15 protein-coding genes are annotated in these 18,519 nt (G+C 69.2%); 8 read left to right on the top strand and 7 right to left on the bottom strand.

Features of this window, described 5'->3' with window-relative positions; all coding sequences use genetic code 11:
* Positions 1-193 precede the first annotated feature (193 nt).
* Entirely contained in the window at positions 194-1,237 is a 1,044-nt protein-coding gene (locus ACQP2O_RS20510; RefSeq protein ID WP_433187386.1) for a cellulose binding domain-containing protein, read from the bottom strand.
* Positions 1,238-1,596: 359 nt separating this feature from the next.
* Between ACQP2O_RS20510 and ACQP2O_RS20505 the strand changes: the two genes are divergently transcribed.
* Positions 1,597-2,769, top strand: a complete 1,173-nt coding sequence (locus tag ACQP2O_RS20505) for a glucuronyl esterase domain-containing protein (protein WP_433187383.1) — start codon at positions 1,597-1,599, stop codon at positions 2,767-2,769.
* Between the two features lie 155 nt (positions 2,770-2,924).
* On the opposite strand, the gene ACQP2O_RS20500 is transcribed toward ACQP2O_RS20505, so the two are convergent.
* From ACQP2O_RS20500 to ACQP2O_RS20480, 5 genes are all read right to left on the bottom strand, one after another.
* Entirely contained in the window at positions 2,925-3,590 is a 666-nt protein-coding gene (locus tag ACQP2O_RS20500; RefSeq protein WP_433191084.1) for a GntR family transcriptional regulator, read from the bottom strand.
* Between the two features lie 5 nt (positions 3,591-3,595).
* Entirely contained in the window at positions 3,596-4,762 is a 1,167-nt protein-coding gene (solA, locus tag ACQP2O_RS20495) for an N-methyl-L-tryptophan oxidase (RefSeq protein WP_433187380.1), read from the bottom strand.
* A 5-nt stretch (positions 4,763-4,767) separates the two neighbouring features.
* Entirely contained in the window at positions 4,768-5,547 is a 780-nt protein-coding gene (locus ACQP2O_RS20490) for an amino acid ABC transporter ATP-binding protein (RefSeq protein ID WP_433187377.1), read from the bottom strand.
* Entirely contained in the window at positions 5,544-6,488 is a 945-nt protein-coding gene (locus tag ACQP2O_RS20485; RefSeq protein ID WP_433187374.1) for an amino acid ABC transporter permease, read from the bottom strand. The genes ACQP2O_RS20490 and ACQP2O_RS20485 overlap by 4 nt, the downstream gene beginning before the upstream one ends.
* A gap of 72 nt (positions 6,489-6,560) precedes the next feature.
* A complete protein-coding gene (locus ACQP2O_RS20480; RefSeq protein ID WP_433187372.1) occupies positions 6,561-7,562 on the bottom strand; it encodes an ABC transporter substrate-binding protein in 1,002 nt (333 codons plus the stop codon).
* 249 nt (positions 7,563-7,811) lie between these two features.
* Between ACQP2O_RS20480 and ACQP2O_RS20475 the strand changes: the two genes are divergently transcribed.
* The 3 genes from ACQP2O_RS20475 (at position 7,812) to ACQP2O_RS20465 (ending at position 11,971) form a co-directional block, all read left to right on the top strand.
* On the top strand, positions 7,812-9,428 hold the full coding sequence (locus ACQP2O_RS20475) for a thiamine pyrophosphate-binding protein (RefSeq protein WP_433187369.1): 1,617 nt from the start codon (positions 7,812-7,814) through the stop codon (positions 9,426-9,428).
* Positions 9,429-9,590: 162 nt separating this feature from the next.
* Positions 9,591-10,790, top strand: coding sequence for a CaiB/BaiF CoA transferase family protein (locus tag ACQP2O_RS20470; RefSeq protein WP_433187366.1), 1,200 nt, complete (start codon positions 9,591-9,593; stop codon positions 10,788-10,790).
* The gene (locus tag ACQP2O_RS20465; RefSeq protein WP_433187363.1) at positions 10,787-11,971 is read left to right on the top strand and encodes an acyl-CoA dehydrogenase family protein; all 1,185 of its coding nucleotides are present in this window, start codon (positions 10,787-10,789) and stop codon (positions 11,969-11,971) included. Before ACQP2O_RS20470 ends, ACQP2O_RS20465 begins: the two co-directional genes overlap by 4 nt.
* A 19-nt stretch (positions 11,972-11,990) precedes the next feature.
* Here ACQP2O_RS20465 and ACQP2O_RS20460 read toward each other — a convergent pair whose 3' ends face one another.
* The gene (locus tag ACQP2O_RS20460; protein WP_433187360.1) at positions 11,991-12,911 is read right to left on the bottom strand and encodes an SDR family oxidoreductase; all 921 of its coding nucleotides are present in this window, start codon (positions 12,909-12,911) and stop codon (positions 11,991-11,993) included.
* A gap of 56 nt (positions 12,912-12,967) precedes the next feature.
* Here ACQP2O_RS20460 and ACQP2O_RS20455 point away from each other — a divergent pair, with 56 nt between their 5' ends.
* The 4 genes from ACQP2O_RS20455 to ACQP2O_RS20440 all read left to right on the top strand — a co-directional run bounded on the left by ACQP2O_RS20455 (position 12,968) and on the right by ACQP2O_RS20440 (position 18,390).
* A complete protein-coding gene (locus ACQP2O_RS20455) occupies positions 12,968-13,573 on the top strand; it encodes a TetR/AcrR family transcriptional regulator (protein WP_360881141.1) in 606 nt (201 codons plus the stop codon).
* Between the two features lie 195 nt (positions 13,574-13,768).
* A complete protein-coding gene (locus ACQP2O_RS20450; protein WP_433187357.1) occupies positions 13,769-14,821 on the top strand; it encodes a cellulose-binding domain-containing protein in 1,053 nt (350 codons plus the stop codon).
* A 337-nt stretch (positions 14,822-15,158) separates the two neighbouring features.
* A complete protein-coding gene (locus ACQP2O_RS20445) occupies positions 15,159-16,232 on the top strand; it encodes a glycosyltransferase family 2 protein (RefSeq protein ID WP_433187354.1) in 1,074 nt (357 codons plus the stop codon).
* Positions 16,233-16,794: 562 nt separating this feature from the next.
* Positions 16,795-18,390 (top strand): tryptophan halogenase family protein, encoded by a 1,596-nt coding sequence (locus ACQP2O_RS20440; protein WP_433187351.1) that lies wholly within the window; start codon positions 16,795-16,797, stop codon positions 18,388-18,390.
* Positions 18,391-18,519 lie beyond the last annotated feature (129 nt).

The following is an 18,519-nucleotide window of genomic DNA, read 5'->3' as shown; positions in this document are numbered from 1 at the left end:
GGGGATAACTTACGCATAGCGGCAGGAAACGGATACTATCCTCCGGGTCGGCATGTGATGACCCGTTGACCAGGCAAAACTTTGTCGTTCGGGTGGCGGCGACGACGATTACGCCCGTCTGGGCGCGGCATCGGCGCCGGCGTACGTGATCGCCGATGAGGGCCGTCAGACGGGCAGGACCGTCCGGGTCGGGTCAGGCGGCGGTGCAGGTGAGCGCGGGTACTTCACTCGCACCGGAGCCGAGGAATCCGAACTCCGTGCCGGCGCCCGCGCCGAGAGCGCCGTTGTAGCCGACGTTGCGGGCGGTGACCTGGGACCCAGAGCTGGTGAGGGTCGCGTTCCAGACCTGGGTGACGGTCTGGCCGCCGGCGTATCGCCAGGTGACGGTCCAGCCGGCGATGGCCGTGCTCCCGGCGGTCACCTTGACCGATCCCTGGAAGCCGCCGGACCACTGCCCGACCACGCTGTAGGTGGCGGTGCAGGCGCCGGCCGGTGGCGTGGGGCCCGTGCCACCGGGTTCGCCGATGCTCCCGGGCACCGATGCGAGGGCGTTGTACCAGGTGGCGGCCATCTTGTCGTACCCGGTCGCGTTGGGGTGGACGCCGTCGGCCAGGTCCGCGGTCGTCAGCGCGGCGTGCATGTCCACCAGGTGCACGTGCTTACCGGCGCCGGCCTTGCTCTGGACGATGCCGGGGATCGCCGCGTTGAACGTACGGCCGGCCGCCTCCAGACCGGACGATCCGAGCGGAATGATCGTGGCCACGAACACCTCGGCGTCCGGGACCGTCGCGGTCACATGGTCGATCAGCGTCGACAGCCGCGCCGGCGCGTTGGCCAGATCGTAGCTCTGGGCGACGTCGTTGGTGCCGATGTGCAGCAGCACGGTGTGCGGCGTGTAGGTGCGCAACCAGGTGACGACGTTCGCGTCGATCTGGTCGATCCGCCAGCCGGAGTGGCCCTCGTGGTCGTGATCCCCGAGTTCGGCGGGCCCGTTCGACAGCGACCCGACGAAGTCCACCCGGTAGCCGTCGTTCACGAAGCGCTGCCACAGACCGATTCGGTAACCGCCGGGGACGGTGAACCCATCAGTGATCGAGTCGCCCAGCGGCATCACCCGTACGCCGCCGTTCGACTCCGCGCCGGCGGTACCGAGACCCATGAGGGCACCGGCCGCCAGCACGATCGCGACAATCACGGCCAGCGCGCCGGCCGACGACAGGGAGGTTCTCCGCATCATTACCTCTCCGCAACTACAGTGCCGGCCGCCAGACGGCATTTCCTAAATCTTTGTTCCGGTGTCGGGCATTGCCCGAACCCATGCCCGGACGCTAAGCCTCGCCATCAGACCGGTCAACCGAACTTTCAATGGTTTTCATGTGAAAGAAATGAAAGCGTCCCGAGCGGCGTTGACAAGTGTCGTCGACCACTCGAAACTCAGGCCGTCGACATTCCTCATCATCGATCGCTGCGCAGCCTCCCTCACCGCACAGAAGGAGAGCCCTAGTGATCATCAGCTCGGGCCGCTCTAGCATCCGTTCCGTGATCGCCATGCTGGCGATAGGGGCGCTCGCGATTGCTGGAGCGGTAACGGCAACAGTGAGTACCACGGCCGCCGCGGCCACCGGCCGCCTCGCGGTCACCGCGCCCGTCGAGGACGAGGGCGCCGACTGCCCGGTCTCCCTCCCCGGCTCCTTCCCGACCAACTCCAAGCTTCCCGATCCCTTCACGAAACTGGATGGCACGCGCATCTCCACGAAGTCCGATTGGCGGTGCCGGCGAGAAGAGATCAAGAAGCTGGCGGAGAAGTACGTCTACGGCGAGAAGCACGGAAAGCCGCAAGGTGTCACGGGAACGGTGTCCCGGACCGGCATCACCGTCAACGTGACGGACCAGGGAAAGAGCGCCGGCTTTTCGGCGAGTGTCCAGCTGCCGAGCGGCACCGGACCTTTCCCGGCCGTCATCGTCTACGGAGGATTCGGCGCGGACACGGCCACCATTCTGGCCGCTGGTGTCGCCGTCATCAGTTACGACCCCTACCAGGTCGGAAAGGAGGGCACCCCGCGGAACAACAAGCAAGGCGCGTACTACAGCGTCTACGGCTCCTCGAGCAGCACCGGGCTGCTCATGGCCTGGGCCTGGGGTGTGAGCCGGATCATCGACGTCATCGAGCAGTCGGGCGGCGGCATCCTCAAGGCGGACGCGACCGGCGTCACGGGATGCTCGCGGTTCGGCAAGGGCGCTTTCGTGGCCGGTACGTTCGATCAGCGCATCGCCCTGACCATGCCGATCGAATCGGGCAGCGGGGGTGCTCCCATCTTCCGCGGGATCGCCGGGGAGAGCGGCGCCCAGCCGCTGAGCAGCGCCTACTCCGAGCAACCGTGGCTGGGTGACGCGTTCGGCTCGTTCACGGGCAGCCCAGGCAACCTGCCGGTGGACACGCACGAAATGGTGGCCATGGTCGCCCCGCGCGGACTCTTCATCATGGAGAATCCGCACATCGACTGGCTGGCCGCCAGGTCCGGGAGCGTGGCCGCGCTGGGCGGAGCGGAGGTCTACAAGGCGCTCGGCGCGGGTGACGACATCACCTACTGGTCCGACGTCCAGGACGGCACACACTGCGCTGTCAGGCCGGAGTGGAAGACCCCATTGATGTCGAACATCCAGAAGTTCCTGCTGAAGACGGGCAATGCTCCAGGCGTGATCAGGATCTCGAGCCAGAAGGCCGGCAACCTGTCCCAATGGAGGGACTGGCAAACGCCATCCCTCTGATCGCTGCCGGCCGGTCGACCACGGTCGGCTTTGCAGCGGTACCGGCGCGGGAATCGCTCCGACGTGTTCTCGGTGAATCTCTCAGTGACGACGCGGCGTCCCCGGAAAACGGTGGCGCCGCGTCCGCCATAGGGCGGGGCCTCGGCGACGCGGGATCAGCTCTCCTCGGAGATGATCTGCCGCAGCGCCTCGACCGCGTGGTCGCGGTGCTCGGCGAGCAGCTTCACGAGCCGGTCACCGTCGCGGTCGCGCACCGCGTCCACGATGCCGGCGTGCTCGCGCTCGACCAGTTCGCGGTTGGTGGGCGCGTTGTAGTAGACCGAGCGATAGGGGTCGGTGGAGTCCCAGAGCGAGCGGATCATGCGGACCAGCCGCGGCATCCGGGACAGCTCGAGGATCGAGAAGTGGAGCCTGCGGTTGGCCGCGGTCATCGCCAGCAGGTCGCCCCGGGCGGAGGCGGCCTCCACCTCCCGCTGCGCCACGACGATCTGCTCGATGTCGGCGTCGCTCACCTTCTCGACGGCGAGGCGGGCCGCCTCGGACTCCAGCAGTCCCCGGATGTGGTAGACCTCCAGCAGGTCCGGCAGGGACAGCTCGGTCACCATATATCCGTGGTGCGGCCGGTGGACGACCTGGCCCTCGCCCTCCAAGATCTTCAGGGCCTCCCGGAGCGGGACCCGGCTCACGCCGAACCGCTCGGCGAGGAGCTCCTGCCTGATCGGCTGGCCGGGCTTGAGCTCCCCGGAGATGATGAGCTTGCGGACCTCGGCGAGCACGTAGCCCTGCACCGTCGGCGGCCGCGAGACCCCGCCAACCGGCATCGTGCTCACCTGCCTTCCCCGGAGGCCGTGGGGATATCGGGCACGAGTCTCTGCGGTGCCATGAAATCCCAAGGGGCGCCGGTGCCCTTCACCAACATATCCGCGACGTCCGCGGCGAGCGCGGGGGCGTACTTGAAGCCGCGGCCGGAGAAGCCCGACGCGACCGAGAGCCTACCGCGACCGACCCTGCCGACGAAGGGAACCTCATCGGAGGTGTAGAGGTCGGTGAAGGCGTCCTCGCGGATCGGGTCCGGATGCAGGCCGGGGAGGAGTGCCGCCACGGCCTGGGAGATGCCGGCGGTCTCGGCCGCGCCGTGCCGCCGCTCGATCGCGTCCGGCTCCGGAACGGGCATGGACGGCACCGCGCCGGCCACCTTCACACCGACGCCGTCCACCGAGGGCGTGCCGTAGAGGTGCACGCCCCCGCTCTCCCGGATGAAGATCGGGAACCGTTCCGGCGTGTACTCCTCCGGGCGCCGGGCGGCGAACCAGCTCAGCAGCAGCCGGCGGGGCTGCAGATGCGGCCGCCAGTCATCCGGGAGGAACCGGCCGGTCCACGATCCGGCGCACACGACGGCCTCGCGGACCCGCCACACCGTCTCGCCGGCGCGGATCTCGACGTGGCCGTCGCGCTCGGTGACCGAGTCGATCTCGGTGTGCCGGAGCACGGTCGCGCCGCCCCGCTCGGCCAGGGCGGCCGCCGTGACCACCGCCGCCTCGCATCGCAGGAACCCGGCCTGCGGGTCGAGGACGCCGACCTCACCCTCCAGCAGGTGATGCTGGGGATACCGGTCCCGCATGGCCCGGCCGTCGAGGACCTCCACGGGTGTGCCGGACGCCTCGGCGCTGGCCAGCAGGCCACGGATGTACGCGTGGCCGGGGTCGCCGATGGCCAGGCCACCACAGGTGTTCAGCAGCGGGACGCCGGCGGCGGACTCCAGCTCCCGCCACTGCCGGAACGCCCGCCGCAGCAGGTCGCCGTACTGCGCGCCCTCGGCATAGGCGACCCGGAACAACCGGGTCTCTCCGCCGACCGCCGCGCGGTCGTGGCCCGGGGCGTACCGCTCGAATCCGATCGCCGGTACTCCTCGGCGCGCGAGCTGCCACATCAGCATCGCGCCGACGGTTCCGACTCCGATGACGCCGATCTCGGCGTCGAGCGCACCGGTCATCCCGATCACAGCACCTTCGACAGGAAGGCGCGGGTCCGCTCGTGGGTGGGGGCCGTGATGACGTCGCGGGGCGGTCCCTGTTCCACGATCACTCCCCCGTCGATGAAGACCAGCGAGTCGGCCACCTCGCGAGCGAAGCCGATCTCGTGCGTCACGATGATCATCGTCATGCCCTCCTCGGCGAGCGACCGCATGGTCTCCAGCACCTCGCCGACCAGCTCGGGGTCCAGCGCCGAGGTCGGCTCGTCGAACAGCATCACCTGCGGCCGCATCGCCAGCGCGCGGGCGATGGCCACCCGCTGCTGCTGGCCGCCGGACAACTGGGCGGGATAGCTGCCGGCCTTGTCGTGCAGTCCCACCCGTCCGAGCAGCTCCACGGCCCGCTCGCGGACCTCGGCGGCCCGCTCCCGCTTGACCTGCCGCGGCCCCTCCATGACGTTCTCCAAGGCGGTCATGTGCGGGAACAGGTTGAAGCGCTGGAAGACCATCCCGATGCCGGAGCGCTGCCGGGCCGCCTCGCGTACGGACAGCTCGTGCAGTTTGTTCCCCGACCGGCGGTAGCCGATCAGTTCACCCCCGACGTGGATCTGGCCGCCGTCCACCTTCTCCAGATGGTTGATGCAGCGCAGCAGGGTGGACTTGCCCGACCCGCTGGGCCCGATGACGCAGCACACCTCTCCGGACTCGACGTCCAGGTCGATGCCCCGCAGCACCTGCTGGGAGCCGAAGGACTTACGGATCCCGCGGACGCTGATCAGCACGTCCCCATGGGCTTCGTCGGTCATCGCGACACCTCCTTCGGTGAGTCGGCCCCGGCCGCCTCGGCGGCGCGCCGTCGCGGGAACAGCCGGCGCCGGGACGCGCCCAGGTCGCCTCGCCGGTAGAAACGCTCCAGGTAGTACTGCCCGACGCTGAGGACCGAGGTCATCGCCAGGTACCAGAGCGCGGCGACGATCAGCAGCGGGATGGTCTGGTAGGTACGGGAGTAGATGATCTGCGTGGCGTGCAGCAGGTCGGCGGCCCCGAGCACGCTGACCAGCGAGGTGTTCTTCAGCATCGACAGCGTCTGGTTGGCCGTCGGCGGCACGATGGCGCGCATCGCCTGCGGCAGGATGACGCGGCGCAGCGTCTTGGCGGGCCGCATCCCCAGCGCCTGCGCGGCCTCGCTCTGGCCGCGGTCGATGCTCAGCAGCCCGCCGCGCACGATCTCGGCCATGTACGCGCCCTCGTTCAGCGACAACCCGAGCAGCGCGGCCACGAACGGGGTGATGAAGGCGTTGGCGCTGCCGGAGACGAACTCCGGGCCGAACGGGATCCCGAGCGAGAGCCGGGGGAACAACGCCGACAGGTTGAACCAGAAGATGAGCTGGATCAGCAGCGGCGTGCCCCGGAAGAACCACACGTAGGCCCAGGCGGAGGTGGACAGGACCCGGCTGCGCGCCAGCCGCATCACCGCCAGCACGATGCCGAGCAGCACGCCGAGCACCATGGAGATCGCGGTGAGCTCGACGGTGAGCAGCGCGCCCTTCGCGATGGCCTCGGCGTTCAGGTAGAGCTTGACGACCCCCCATTCGAAGTTGTCGTTGGTGACCAGCGTGTGGACCAGCATCGCGCCGAGCACGGCGAGGACCACGATGCCGACCAGGTTCAGCGGGCTCCGCCGGGGGACGACGGTGAGATCCTCGCCGTCGTCCGCCCGCACGGCCCGGTCCGTCGCCGCCGTCATCGCCCGGCCCCGACCTGGCCGGACGGTTGCGAGCACAGGGTGTTCATCAGGTTCCCTCCGGGGGCGAGGCGATCAGGAGGCGGTCTTCTCCAGGTCGGGCGTGTCGGTCACGGCGGTCTTCAGCCCCCACTTGTCGAAGATCGCCTGGTAGGTGCCGGCCTTCATCAGCGCGCTGAGCCCGGCCTGTATCGCCGGGGTGAGGTCGGAGCCCTTGGGCAGGCCGATGGAGACGGAGCTGCGGTTCATCTCGGAGACGAGCTGGAACTTGCCCGGGGTCTGGACCACCGCGTACGCGAGCACCGGGGTGTCGGCGAGCACGGCGTCGGCCCGGCCGCTGCCGAGCTGCACCAGCGCGTCGGTCTGGCTGGGCAGCACGACCGGCTGCACCGCCGGTTTGCCGGCCGTCTGGCAGGCCTTGGAGAGCCCGGGCAGCCGCTCGGCCTCCTGGATCGAGCCCTGCTGCACCGCGACCTTGTGGCCGCACAGGCTGTCCGTCGTCAGCTTGAGCGGGTTTCCCTTGGCCACCGCGAGCGAGGTGCCCCAGGCGCCGTACCGCACCATGTCCAGAACCTTCAGCCGCTCCGGCGTGGCCGACATGCTGGAGATCGCGAAGTCGAAGTGCTTGGCGCTCAGACCGGGGATGATGCCGTCGAGCTGGACGTCCTGGATCTGCGTCTGGACGCCGAGGACGCGCCCCAGCGCGCGGGCGAGGTCCGGGTTGAGCCCGATGATCGTCTTGTTGTCGGTCGCGTAGAACTTGGTCGGCGGGCTCGACACGTTCATCACCACGACCAGCTTCCCGGCCGACTTGATCCGCGCGGGGAGCTTGGCCGCGGCGGCGTCGTCCTTGGTCACGTTGGCGAACGCGTCGAACTTGCCGGTGTCGGCGGCCTTGGCCGCGCCCGCCTTCGTGGTGCCCGGCTGGCCGTTGCTGCACGCGGTCGCGGTGACCGTGAGCGCGGTCAGCGCGACCGCGAGCCACCGGAGACGGTGCGGCGCGTTGCCACGCCCTCCCCTCCGGCCGGACGCGTCCAGGCATCCGGGTGAGCCCGTGCCTCCGTGGGAGTGGGTCATCGCAGGTCTCCTCAGGGGGTAGGCGGCATGGCCTGCCGCGAACGCGGAATGAGTGATTCGTCGTTTCGTCGGCCGGTGGAGCTACCGGGAGCCGACTCGGCGGAAAAGGCGGGGACTTGCCGTCGGATCGGTAGTCGGGGTAAGAACTTTTGGCGAATGTATAGTGGATCCAATTTTCCGCGCAAGACCCTCCGCCAGGACTCTCGAGGTCGGTTCTTAACCTCGAGACCGGAGATGGGAGAGGCCCACATGGAGCAGGTGACCGTCGCGGGCAGCGTCCTCGACGCGCTCGCGTCGATCGGGACGGAGCGCGTCTTCGGCCTTCCGGGCGTGCACAACCTCGCGTTCTGGCAGGAGCAACGGCCCGGCCGGCCGGGCATCATCGGGGTCAGGCACGAGCAGACCACCGTGTACGCCGCCGACGGCGCCGCCCGCGCCACCGGCGCGCTCGGCGTCGCGCTGACGACGACGGGTCCGGGCGCCGCCAACGCGGTCGCCGCCTTCGGCGAGGCCGCGGCGTCGCACAGCCCGGTGCTGCTCGTCGCCAGCGAGGTCGCCACCACGCTGCGCCGCCCCGGCGTGGTGCGCGGCATCCTGCACGAGAGCGCCGACCAGGCGGCGCTGTTCGAGCCGCTGGCCAAGGCCGTCTACCGGCCGCGTACGCCCGGCGAGGTCGCGGAGGCGGTCGGCGCGGCGATCACGACCGCGCTCACCTGGCCACAGGGGCCGGTCTACCTGGACGTGCCGACCGACGTCCTGGGACGGCCGGGCGTGCCCGTACGGCACACCGCGCCGGAACGCGCCGCTCCCGGGGACGAGCGGCTCGCCGCCGCCGTGGCCGAGATCGACCGGGCCGAACGGGTCGTGCTGTGGGCCGGCGGCGGGGTGGTGCAGGCCGGCGCCGAGAGCGACCTGGACGCCCTGGCCCGGCGGCTGGGCGCCCCGGTGGTCACCACGTTCGGCGCGCGCGGTGTGCTGCCCGACGACCATCCGTGCCTGGTCGCGGCCCCGCCGCACGAGCCCGAGGTGGCGGCGCTGATCGCCGAAGCGGACCTGATGGTCGCGGTGGGCACCGACTTCGACGGGATGAACACCCGCAACTGGTCGATGCCGCTCCCGCCCCGGCTGGTGGCGATCAACTGCGACGCGACCGACCTGGACAAGAACTACTCCCCCGACGTCGGCGTCCTCGGCGACGCCCGGGAGACGCTGCGGGCGCTGACCCACGCGGTCGCCGCCCGCCCCGCGTCGTGGACGGACGCGACGGGGCTGCGCGAGAAGATCAGGGAGAGGCTGCGCGGCGAGAAGTGCGACGAGCCGTTGAGTCTCGTCGAGGCCGTCGAGGACGCCTGGCCCACGGCGGGCGCGGTCGTGGCGGACATGGCCGTGGCGGGCTACTGGGTCGGCGGGTACGCCTCGATGGGACGCCCGCGGCGGCTGCAGTACCCGGTGGGCTGGGGCACGCTCGGCTACGCCCTCCCGGCGGCGATCGGCCCCGCCGCCGTGTCCGGCACGCCCACCCTCGCCGTCTGCGGAGACGGCGGCCTGATGTTCGGCGTCGGCGAGCTCGCCACCCTCACGCAGGAGCGGCTGCCGGTGACGGTCCTGGTCGTGGACGACGCCTGCTACGGCATGCTCCGCTATGACCAGGAGCGGTTCGGCCATCCCGAGAAGGGCGTGCACCTTGCGACCCCGGATTTCGTGGCGCTCGCGCGCAGCTTCGGCATCGGCACCGCGGACGTGCCCGGCGTCGCGGAGCTCCCCTCCGCGCTGCGCGAGGCGGCGGGACACGGCGGCCCGATGCTCCTGCGGCTGCCGGCCGCACTGCCCCCGCCCCGTACGACCTCCCCGCGCTGGCGCGACTGACCGGTGCCGTCCCGCACGAGCCCCTGACATCCCGACCGCCGCGGGCGTTCCGTCGTCCCGGCCCGAGCACGAAAGCGAGCCCACCATGACTGCGGTCTCCATCAGCAGAGACCCGGCCCGAAGCCGTACGGAGACGTCCTCCCCCGAGGGCGGGGAACGCCGATGACGGACCGCAGCCCGCTGTCCGGACTGCTGGTGGCCGACTTCAGCCGGGTCCTCGCCGGGCCGCTCGCCACCATGATGATGGCGGACCTCGGCGCGACCGTGATCAAGGTGGAACGACCGGGCGAGGGGGACGACACGCGCCGCTGGGGGCCGCCCTGGACGCCGCGCTCCAGCTCGTACTTCGAGGGCGTCAACCGCGGCAAGCACAGCATCGCGCTCGACCTGACCGACCCGGCCGACCGCGAGATCGCGACCGAGCTGGTGCGCCGCGCCGACGTGCTGGTGGAGAACTTCCGGCCCGGAGTGCTGGCGCGGTACGGGCTGGACCACGAACAGGCCGCTGCGCTGAACCCGCGCCTGATCTATACCTCCATCTCCGGATTCGGCAGCTCGGCCGGGGCGGAGCTGCCCGGCTACGACTTCGTCGTCCAGGCCGCGGGCGGCCTCATGAGCATCACCGGCGCGGCCGACGGCGATCCCATGAAGGTCGGCGTCGCCCTCATCGACGTCATCACCGGCAAGGACGCCCTGATCGGCATCCTGGCCGCCCTGCGTCACCGGGACCGCACCGGCCGGGGGCAGCACGTCGAGGTGAACCTGCTGACCAGCCTGCTCGGCGGGCTGGCGAACCAGGTCTCCGGCTACCTGACGACCGGTGAGGCTCCCGTTCGGATGGGGAACCGGCATCCGAGCATCGCACCGTACGAGACGCTGCGGTGCGAGGACGGCCTGCTCGCCGTCGCGGTCGGCACCGACGCGCAGTTCCGCAGGTTCTCCTACGAGCTGGGGCTGCACGGCATCGCCGACGACCCGCGGTTCGCCGACAACGCCGCGCGCGTCGAGCACCGCGCGGAGCTGGTCGAACGGCTGGAGGGAGCGCTGTCGGCCCGTACCGCCGGAGACTGGCAGCGGCGGCTGACCGCGGCCGGGATCGCCTGTTCGCGGGTCAACGACATCCCCGCGGCCATCGACTACGCAGCCGAACTCGGCCTGTCCCCGCTGCTCCACGTCGGGGACGACCATCCGCCGCAGGTGCGGCCGCCCATCACCTTCTCCGACACCGCCGCGACCACGCCGACACCGCCGCCCGACCTGGATGAGCACGGCGACGCGCTCCGGGCGTGGCTGCGGTCGGCCGACCCCGCCCCCATCCCACTCCCCCACGGCCACCTGACCCACGACCGAGGAGCATCATGACCGCCACGCCCCCGTTCCGGCCGGACGACCCGCTGGACATCGACTCGCTGCTGAGCCCGGAGGAGCTCGCCGTCCGGGACACCGTGCGGGCGTTCTGCGCCGAGCGCATCGCCCCCCACATCGCGGACTGGTTCGAACGCGGTGAGCTGCCGACCGCGCAAGAGCTGGCCCGGGAGATGGGAAAGATCGGCCTGCTCGGCATGCACCTCGAGGGGTACGGCTGCGCCGGGATGAGCGCGGTCGCCTACGGCCTCGCCTGCCTGGAACTCGAGGCCTGCGACTCGGGCATCCGTTCGCTGGTGTCGGTCCAGGGCTCGCTGGCGATGTACGCCATCTGGCGCTTCGGGTCCGAGGAGCAGAAGCGCGAGTGGCTGCCCCGGATGGCCTCCGGCGAGGCGATCGGCTGTTTCGGCCTCACCGAGCCCGACCACGGATCGGACCCCGGCTCCATGAGCACCACAGCGCGCCGTGACGGCGGTGACTGGGTGCTGAACGGCCGCAAAATGTGGATCACCAATGGCTCGATCGCCGACGTCGCCGTCGTCTGGGCACGGACCGACGAGGGTGTTCGCGGCTTCGTCGTACCGACCGCGACACCCGGGCTCGACGCACCGCTGATGCACCGCAAGCTGTCCCTACGGGCCTCGGTGACCAGTGAGCTCGTGCTCGACGACGTACGGCTGCCCGCCACCGCGGCGCTGCCCGAGGGGACCGGCCTGCGCGCCCCGCTGAGCTGCCTCAACGAGGCCCGGTACGGGATCATCTGGGGCGCCGTCGGGGCGGCCCGCTCGTCACTCGAAGCGGCGCTGGACTACGCCGGCTCCCGAGTCCAGTTCGACCGGCCCATCGCCGGCTTCCAGCTCACCCAGGCCAAGCTCGCCGACATGGCGCTCGAGGTGCACAAGGCGCTGCTGCTCGCCCTGCACCTCGGCCGGCTCAAGGACGACCACCGGATCCGCCCCGACCAGGTCAGCTTCGGCAAGCTGAACAACGTCCGCGAGGCACTCGACGTCTGCCGCACCGCCCGTACGATCCTCGGCGCGAACGGGATCTCCCTGGAATACCCCGTGATCCGCCACATGACCAACCTCGAATCGGTGCTCACCTACGAGGGAACCTCCGAGATGCACACGCTCGTGCTCGGCCAGGCCCTCACCGGGATCCCGGCGTTCCGCGGCTGAGGGTCGGCGCGGATCGGATTCAGCAGCGTACGAGAGCCGCCGGGATCCTACGGCGGGCGAGTTCCGACTGGTAGCGGCGGCCGATCCGGGTGGCGTTGTCATCCAGGTAGCCGGTCAGCGGCGTGGGGCAGGTGGCCTCGCCCTCGACCATGACGAGTTCCGCCATGAGCCCTTCGATCTCGTCCCGCGTGAGCACGACGTCCCGGGTCAGCATCGACATGCCGCGCAGGAGGACGGACACGGCGGCCGCCGGGAGATGCACCGGCCGGAACGGGACGCCGATGGCCTGGGCGATCGTGCCGACCAGGTCCTCGAACCCGAACGACTCGGGGCCGATCGCGTCGGTGATGGTGTTCGTCCGCTCCGCCCCCAGACGTACACACAGGTCGGCGAGGTCCTGGACGTGCACCGGGCGGAGCCGGTACCGGCCCGTCCCGGGAATGGCGAACACCGGGAACCGGCGAAGCAACCAGGCGATGTTGTTGATCAGAATGTCGTCTCCGCCGAAGATCACGCTCGGCCGGACGATGGCGTAGGACATGCCGCCGGCCGTGACGAGATCCTCGACCGCGGCCTTGCCCTGGTAGTAGGTGTAGAAGGAGGCCGAATCCGGATTGGTGATGCTCAGGTGCACGACCCGCTCGACCCCCATCCGGGCGGCGGCCGCGAGCAGTGTCTCGGTGTTGGCCACCGCGTCCCGATGACTGGTGCCGGCCGGCGCGTATCGGGACCAGTAGGTGTTGTAGAACGTCGTGACGCCGTCGAAGGCCTCCGCCAAGGCCTCCGGGTCGCCGAAGTCGAGGGGGAACACGTCGATGTCGGCGTCGGCCGCCGGATGGTTCGTCAGCGTACGGACCGTGTGGCCCGCCATCTCGAGCCGACGCCTGAGGTAGGTTCCCGAGTATCCGTATGCACCCGTCACAAGATCTATCTGGCTCATGACCGATCCCTCCGTCGTCGCGGTTCCGGCGGCCACCATCGAAATCATACATACGTATGAGTGAGCGTCCAGACCCCACTCGTCGCCGCCTGCTCGACGCGACCCTCGACGTGCTCCGCACCCACGGGGTCGCGCGAGCGACGTCCCGCGAGATCGCCTCCGCGGCGGGAGTGAACCTTCAGGCGATCACGTACCACTTCGGCTCCAAGGACGAGCTCGTGGCCCAGGCGCTGGTCCACGCCGTCCGGACCTGGATCGAGCCCGCCCGCACCGCGTTGACCGGCGTCGCGGACGATCCGCTGGGCCGCCTCTTCGGTACGGTGCTCGCCCTTCAGGAGGCCCTGGAGCAGGCACGCGAGCATTTCCCCGCCTACATCGAGGCCCTGGCGGCCGCGTCACGCGACGAGACCGTCCGCGCCCAGGTCGTCGGACTGCTGGCCGAGCTCCGCGACGCGCTCGCGACGAGCATCCGCGAACTGCGCGAGAGCGGCTACATCGCCGCGTGGGTGGATCCGGAGCCGATGGCGTCCCTCATCATCGCGGCGGGTGACGGATTCGTCCTGCACTCCACGCTCGATCCCGGCAGCTACGCACCAGAGTCGACGCTGAACCAAGTGGTGCAGCTGCTGCTCGCCGCAAGGCGCTCGGAGGAATCGGACTGAGCGGCCGCCGGGGCGGTCCGCAGCGGCCCCGCGTTTGAAACTTTCCGGCTCCGGGCCGCGTTTCCGCACGTCCCCGGCTGCCGCCGTCGACGCTCATTGACATGGCCTGGCGGCTCGTTCACCGTGCTCCATTGTTAGCGCTCACATTCGACCGCCCGCAGTACGGCACAGGTCGAGCCGCGATGGAGGAATGGGATGCACCAACGAGCACTACGTGGGGGCCTTATCGCCTGGATCTTGACGGCCTGCCTCGTCAGCGGCGCCGTGGCGACCACGGTCATGGCACGCGCCGACTCGGCCGGCTGTCAGGTCACCTACACCGTCGGCTCGCAGTGGGCCGGCGGCTTCAGCGCCAACGTCGCGATCAAGAACCTCGGTGATCCGCTCACGAGCTGGACCCTGCGCTGGACCTTCGGCTCCGGCCAGACGGTCGGCCAGGCGTGGAACGCCCAGGTGTCGCAGAGCGGCAGTGCGGTGACCGCCTCCAACGTGAGCTGGAACGGCTCCCTGGCGACGGGTGCCGACACCTCGTTCGGATTCAACGGCACGTGGAACAACACCAGCAATGACGTGCCGACCGGCTTCACCCTCAACGGCGTCACCTGCACCGGCGGCGTCACCACCACCCCGACCCCGCCCACCACGCCCCCGCCGGCTACTCCGCCGACGAAGACGGTACGGGTCTTCTGGCTCAAGCCGTCGGACGTGGCGTACGACCAGCGGTACCCGGACGGCATCACCAAGGTCCTGCAGGAGGCCCAGCGCTTCTTCAAGCAGCAGTTGGGCAAGACGTTCACGTTGAACAACCCGGTCGTCGAGGTCGTCAACGGCGACAAGCAGCGAAGCTGGTACGAGAACACGCCGAATTGCGGCGACAAGTACTGGTGGACGGTGTGCAACATGGAAGACGAACTGCGCGCCAAGTTCGGCCTCGGCGCACCGGACAACCGGTGGATCAACGTCGGCGAAATCAGCGCGGAAGGTGACGGTGCCGGCGGCGGTGGCGGCAACGGATGGGTGATCCTCAGCGGCCACGACGCCGACGGCGCGGCGGGCATCAACGGCCCGATGAACCGGTGGTACGGCGGAATGGTGCACGAACTGGGACACGCGTTCGGCCTGCCCGACGCCACGTCCACTGACGGGACGTGCATGTCGGCGTCCCTCTACGACTACCCGAACTGCACATTCAGCCCGACACAGAAGAACGGCATCCTCAACGGCCCCTACGGCAGCTTCCTCTCCTGATCGGTGATGGGCGGCGTGGCCGGAGCGTCACGCCGCCCATCCCGTGCCGCGGTCGGCAGACCACAGGCGTTCCATTCGGCGGATCGGCCGCGATTGATCGTTCGATCGAGTTATCCACAACCCGTGGCGACGCCTGGATGTGCCCGTTCGGCGAACGCGATGATGAAGTTCCCGGTGGTCGGCGCCGCCGTAATGGCGGGCTCCTCGGCCGCTACCGGGTGCCGCGTTCGCGAAAGGGGTCTGTTATGCACGGGGGTCTACCCTTCATAGGGTTCAGCACCATCATTTACGGCGTCGTCGGGATCGTCACGGCGGTCGCGCGGTTCAGGAGGCGCAAATGATGCCCTCCCTCACCGTCATCGTCCCGGCCCACAATGAGGAGGAAGGGCTTCCGGCGACGTTGGAGTCCCTTCTCGGCCAGACGGTCCCGCCCGACGAGATCATCGTGGTCGACGACGGCTCGACCGACCGCACCGGCGCGGTCGCGCGGTCCTACGGGGTGACCGTGCTGACACCCGCACGGAACCTCGGCAGCAAGGCCAAGGCGCAGAACCACGCGCTGCCGCACTGCCGGACCGATCTCGTGCTCGCGGTCGACGCCGACACCGTGCTCGCACCCGACTACATCGAGAAGATCAAGCCGGCGTTCGACGATCCGGCCGTCGTCGTCGCGGCGGGGAACGTGCAGACGCGGTTCACCCGCACCATCTGGGAGCGCGGCCGGTCGATCGAGTACCTCTTCGGCTTCCACTGGAACCGGCCGATCCAGAACCACGCGAACAGCCCGGTCGTCTGCTCCGGCTGCTGCTCGGCGTTCCGGCGGGACATGCTCGTGGCCTTCGGCGGCTTCCCCGAGCGCACCATCGTCGAGGACATGGACATCACCTGGTCCCAGCAGATCGCGGGCCGGAAGGCCGTCTACGTCGGCGACGCGGTCGCGTGGGCGGCCGACCCCGAGACCCTCACCTACCTGCGCAAGCAGGTGTGGCGCTGGATGGCCGGCTTCTTCCAGAACGTCCGGCTGCACCTCGGCGGGCTGGTGGTCCGCAAGCCCATGCTGGCTCTGTGGATCGTCCTGGCGGTGTTCGAGGTCTTCACCGCGCCGCTGTGGTGGGCCGCCCCGTTCCTCCTCACCCTCGGGATGCACCGTCCGGTCGCGCCGACCCTGGCGTGGTGGCTCGGCTCCGAGCTGCTCCTGACCGCACCGCCGCTGATCTATGCGGCGCGGCGGCGGAGGCTGCCCGTGCTGCGGGTGCTGATGAACGTCCCGTTCGTCTACCTGACGAAGGCGGTCAACCTCTACTACGCGTGGAAGGCCCTCATCGTCGAGCTGATCCTCGTCCCGCTCCACCTCTCCCAGGGGCTCGTCGTGTACGAGAAGGGACGCGCCCACACACCTCCCGGCGCCTAGGGGGTGATCGCGTACGGCCGCCGCCAGCCGTACGCGATCACAGGATCGGCCGCCCTCAGACGAATAAGTGCGAGCCGCCTGGGCGTAACCGAATTTCGGGCACCCCCAGGCGGGCGCTTAGGACGATTCGCATAAGAAGGCGCTCAGCGGTCGACTCTTGTGGTCATTCGGAGACGACCGACCCAGAACGAACGGGCATGCACGCCGAACCACCAGGTCAGCATGGCCGGACATCCCTCTTCAGGAACGCATGAGAAAAGAGAGCCGATCACCATCTATCCGGATGCGAGCCTCCGGTCTATGATCGCTACGCGCTGTCAATGTTTCTGACAACACCACTCGGAGTTTCAGCTCGTAATGCGGAGCGACTCGATGACACACCGTGTTTCCTGAGCCGATCGCAGCGCGCTGAACTGCGTTGATCCCGCGAATCAGTGAACACGATCATGCCGAATGACGTTCGGCTTAGGTGAGTCGGCGATAGAGCACGGCGCAACGGCGTCCCGGCGACTACATCCCTCGAAGTGCGCAATTCACCAACCACCTGATCGGAGGATCACCCATGACCAGCGACGACCGGATAAAGAACATCGTTGTTCTGGGAGGCGGTACAGCTGGCTGGATGTCGGCCGCGTACCTGGGAAAGGCGCTCGGGCGATCGGTGAATATCACGGTCCTCGAGGCGCCCGCCATTCCGAAGATCGGGGTGGGCGAGGCCACCATTCCCAATCTCCAGAAGGTGTTCTTCGACTTCCTCGGCCTGTCCGAGGAAGAGTGGATGCCCGAGTGCAACGCGAGCTTCAAGTTGGGCATCAGGTTCGTCAACTGGCGGACCGGCGGCGCGGGCGAGGCCCAGCCGCGGCCGCACGGCACGGGACTGGACCGGTTCGATCACCTCTTCGGTCTGCTGCCGGAGCACGACAACCTGCCGTTGTCCCACTACTGGACGTACAAGAAGTCGCGGGGCGCCACCGACGAGCCGTTCGACCGCGCCTGCTACGTCCAGCCGGCGATCTTCGACAAGAAGCTGTCCCCCCGTCACATGGACGGCACGAAGTGGGCGAGTTACGCCTGGCACTTCGACGCCCACCTGGTCGCCGACTTCTTGCGCCGGTTCGCCACCAAGAAGCAGGGAGCGGTGCACATTGAAGACAGGTTCACCGGCGCGGAGATCGATCAGAACGGGCACATCACCGCGATCACGACCGAGGCCGGCCTCAGGCTCGAGGCGGATCTGTTCATCGACTGCTCGGGTTTCCGGAGCCTCCTGATCAACCAGGTCATGAAGGAACCGTTCCTGGACATGAGCGACCACCTGCTCAACGACCGGGCGGTCGCGACCCAGGTGCCACACGACGACGAGACCGACGGGATCGAGCCGTTCACCTCGGCAATCGCGATGTCCTCCGGCTGGACCTGGAAGATTCCGCTGCTCGGCCGGTTCGGCACCGGTTACGTGTACTCGAGCCGGTTCGCCACGCAGGACGAGGCGACCGAGGAGTTCTGCCGGATGTGGAACCTCGACCCGGAGACGCAGCCGCTCAACCACATCAGGTTCCGGGTCGGCCGCAACCGGCGGGCCTGGGTGAAGAACTGCGTCGGCATCGGCCTGTCCTCCTGCTTCCTGGAGCCGCTGGAGTCCACCGGCATCTACTTCACCTACGCGGCGCTCTACCAGCTGGTCAAGCACTTCCCGGACAAGCGCTTCGACCCGGTCCTGATGAACCAGTTCAACCGCGAGATCGAGAACATGTTCGACGACACGCGGGACTTCATCCAGGCGCACTTCAGCTTCGCACCGCGCGACGACACGCCGTTCTGGCGCGCCTGCAAGGAGCTGGAGCTGGCGGACGGTTTCAAGGAGAAGGTGACGCTGTACAAGTCCGGCCTGGGGGTCAACCTGCCGGTCACCGACGAGGGCAACTACTACGGCAACTTCGAGGCCGAATTCCGCAACTTCTGGAGTAACGCGAACTACTACTGCGTGTTCGCCGGACTCGACTTCCTGCCGGAGCACTCGATGCCCTTGCTCAGCCACCGGCCGGACTCCATCGAGTCCGCCGAGGCCGCGTTCGCGGAGGTCGGACGCCGACGGGACGAGCTCCTGAACACTCTGCCCTCGACCTACGCGTACCTCCGCCACCTCCACGGAAAGTAACGGCGCGCCGCCCTCTGGGCGGGCCCTGTCCTCCGGGCGGATCCCGGAGGACAGGGCGATGGGCCTGCGTACGGGGCGGCGGCATGACGAAAGGTTCCGGTGCCGTGCCGGCGGCGTCGGTCGCGCTGA

This window comes from Actinoallomurus sp. CA-150999 (assembly GCF_050942425.1).
Classification (GTDB): Bacteria; Actinomycetota; Actinomycetes; order Streptosporangiales; family Streptosporangiaceae; genus Actinoallomurus.
Note: the sequence above shows the minus strand (reverse complement) of the source record. Positions and strands in the feature narration are given on the sequence as shown.

Coding starts and splice junctions, on each gene's coding strand:
- ACQP2O_RS20510 (WP_433187386.1), bottom strand. CDS start 1,237: ATGATGCGGAGAACCTCCCTGTCGTCGGCCGGCGCGCTGGCCGTGATT.
- ACQP2O_RS20500 (WP_433191084.1), bottom strand. CDS start 3,590: ATGCCGGTTGGCGGGGTCTCGCGGCCGCCGACGGTGCAGGGCTACGTG.
- solA (WP_433187380.1), bottom strand. CDS start 4,762: ATGACCGGTGCGCTCGACGCCGAGATCGGCGTCATCGGAGTCGGAACC.
- ACQP2O_RS20490 (WP_433187377.1), bottom strand. CDS start 5,547: ATGACCGACGAAGCCCATGGGGACGTGCTGATCAGCGTCCGCGGGATC.
- ACQP2O_RS20485 (WP_433187374.1), bottom strand. CDS start 6,488: ATGACGGCGGCGACGGACCGGGCCGTGCGGGCGGACGACGGCGAGGAT.
- ACQP2O_RS20480 (WP_433187372.1), bottom strand. CDS start 7,562: ATGACCCACTCCCACGGAGGCACGGGCTCACCCGGATGCCTGGACGCG.
- ACQP2O_RS20475 (WP_433187369.1), top strand. CDS start 7,812: ATGGAGCAGGTGACCGTCGCGGGCAGCGTCCTCGACGCGCTCGCGTCG.
- ACQP2O_RS20470 (WP_433187366.1), top strand. CDS start 9,591: ATGACGGACCGCAGCCCGCTGTCCGGACTGCTGGTGGCCGACTTCAGC.
- ACQP2O_RS20465 (WP_433187363.1), top strand. CDS start 10,787: ATGACCGCCACGCCCCCGTTCCGGCCGGACGACCCGCTGGACATCGAC.
- ACQP2O_RS20460 (WP_433187360.1), bottom strand. CDS start 12,911: ATGAGCCAGATAGATCTTGTGACGGGTGCATACGGATACTCGGGAACC.
- ACQP2O_RS20455 (WP_360881141.1), top strand. CDS start 12,968: ATGAGTGAGCGTCCAGACCCCACTCGTCGCCGCCTGCTCGACGCGACC.
- ACQP2O_RS20450 (WP_433187357.1), top strand. CDS start 13,769: ATGCACCAACGAGCACTACGTGGGGGCCTTATCGCCTGGATCTTGACG.
- ACQP2O_RS20445 (WP_433187354.1), top strand. CDS start 15,159: ATGATGCCCTCCCTCACCGTCATCGTCCCGGCCCACAATGAGGAGGAA.
- ACQP2O_RS20440 (WP_433187351.1), top strand. CDS start 16,795: ATGACCAGCGACGACCGGATAAAGAACATCGTTGTTCTGGGAGGCGGT.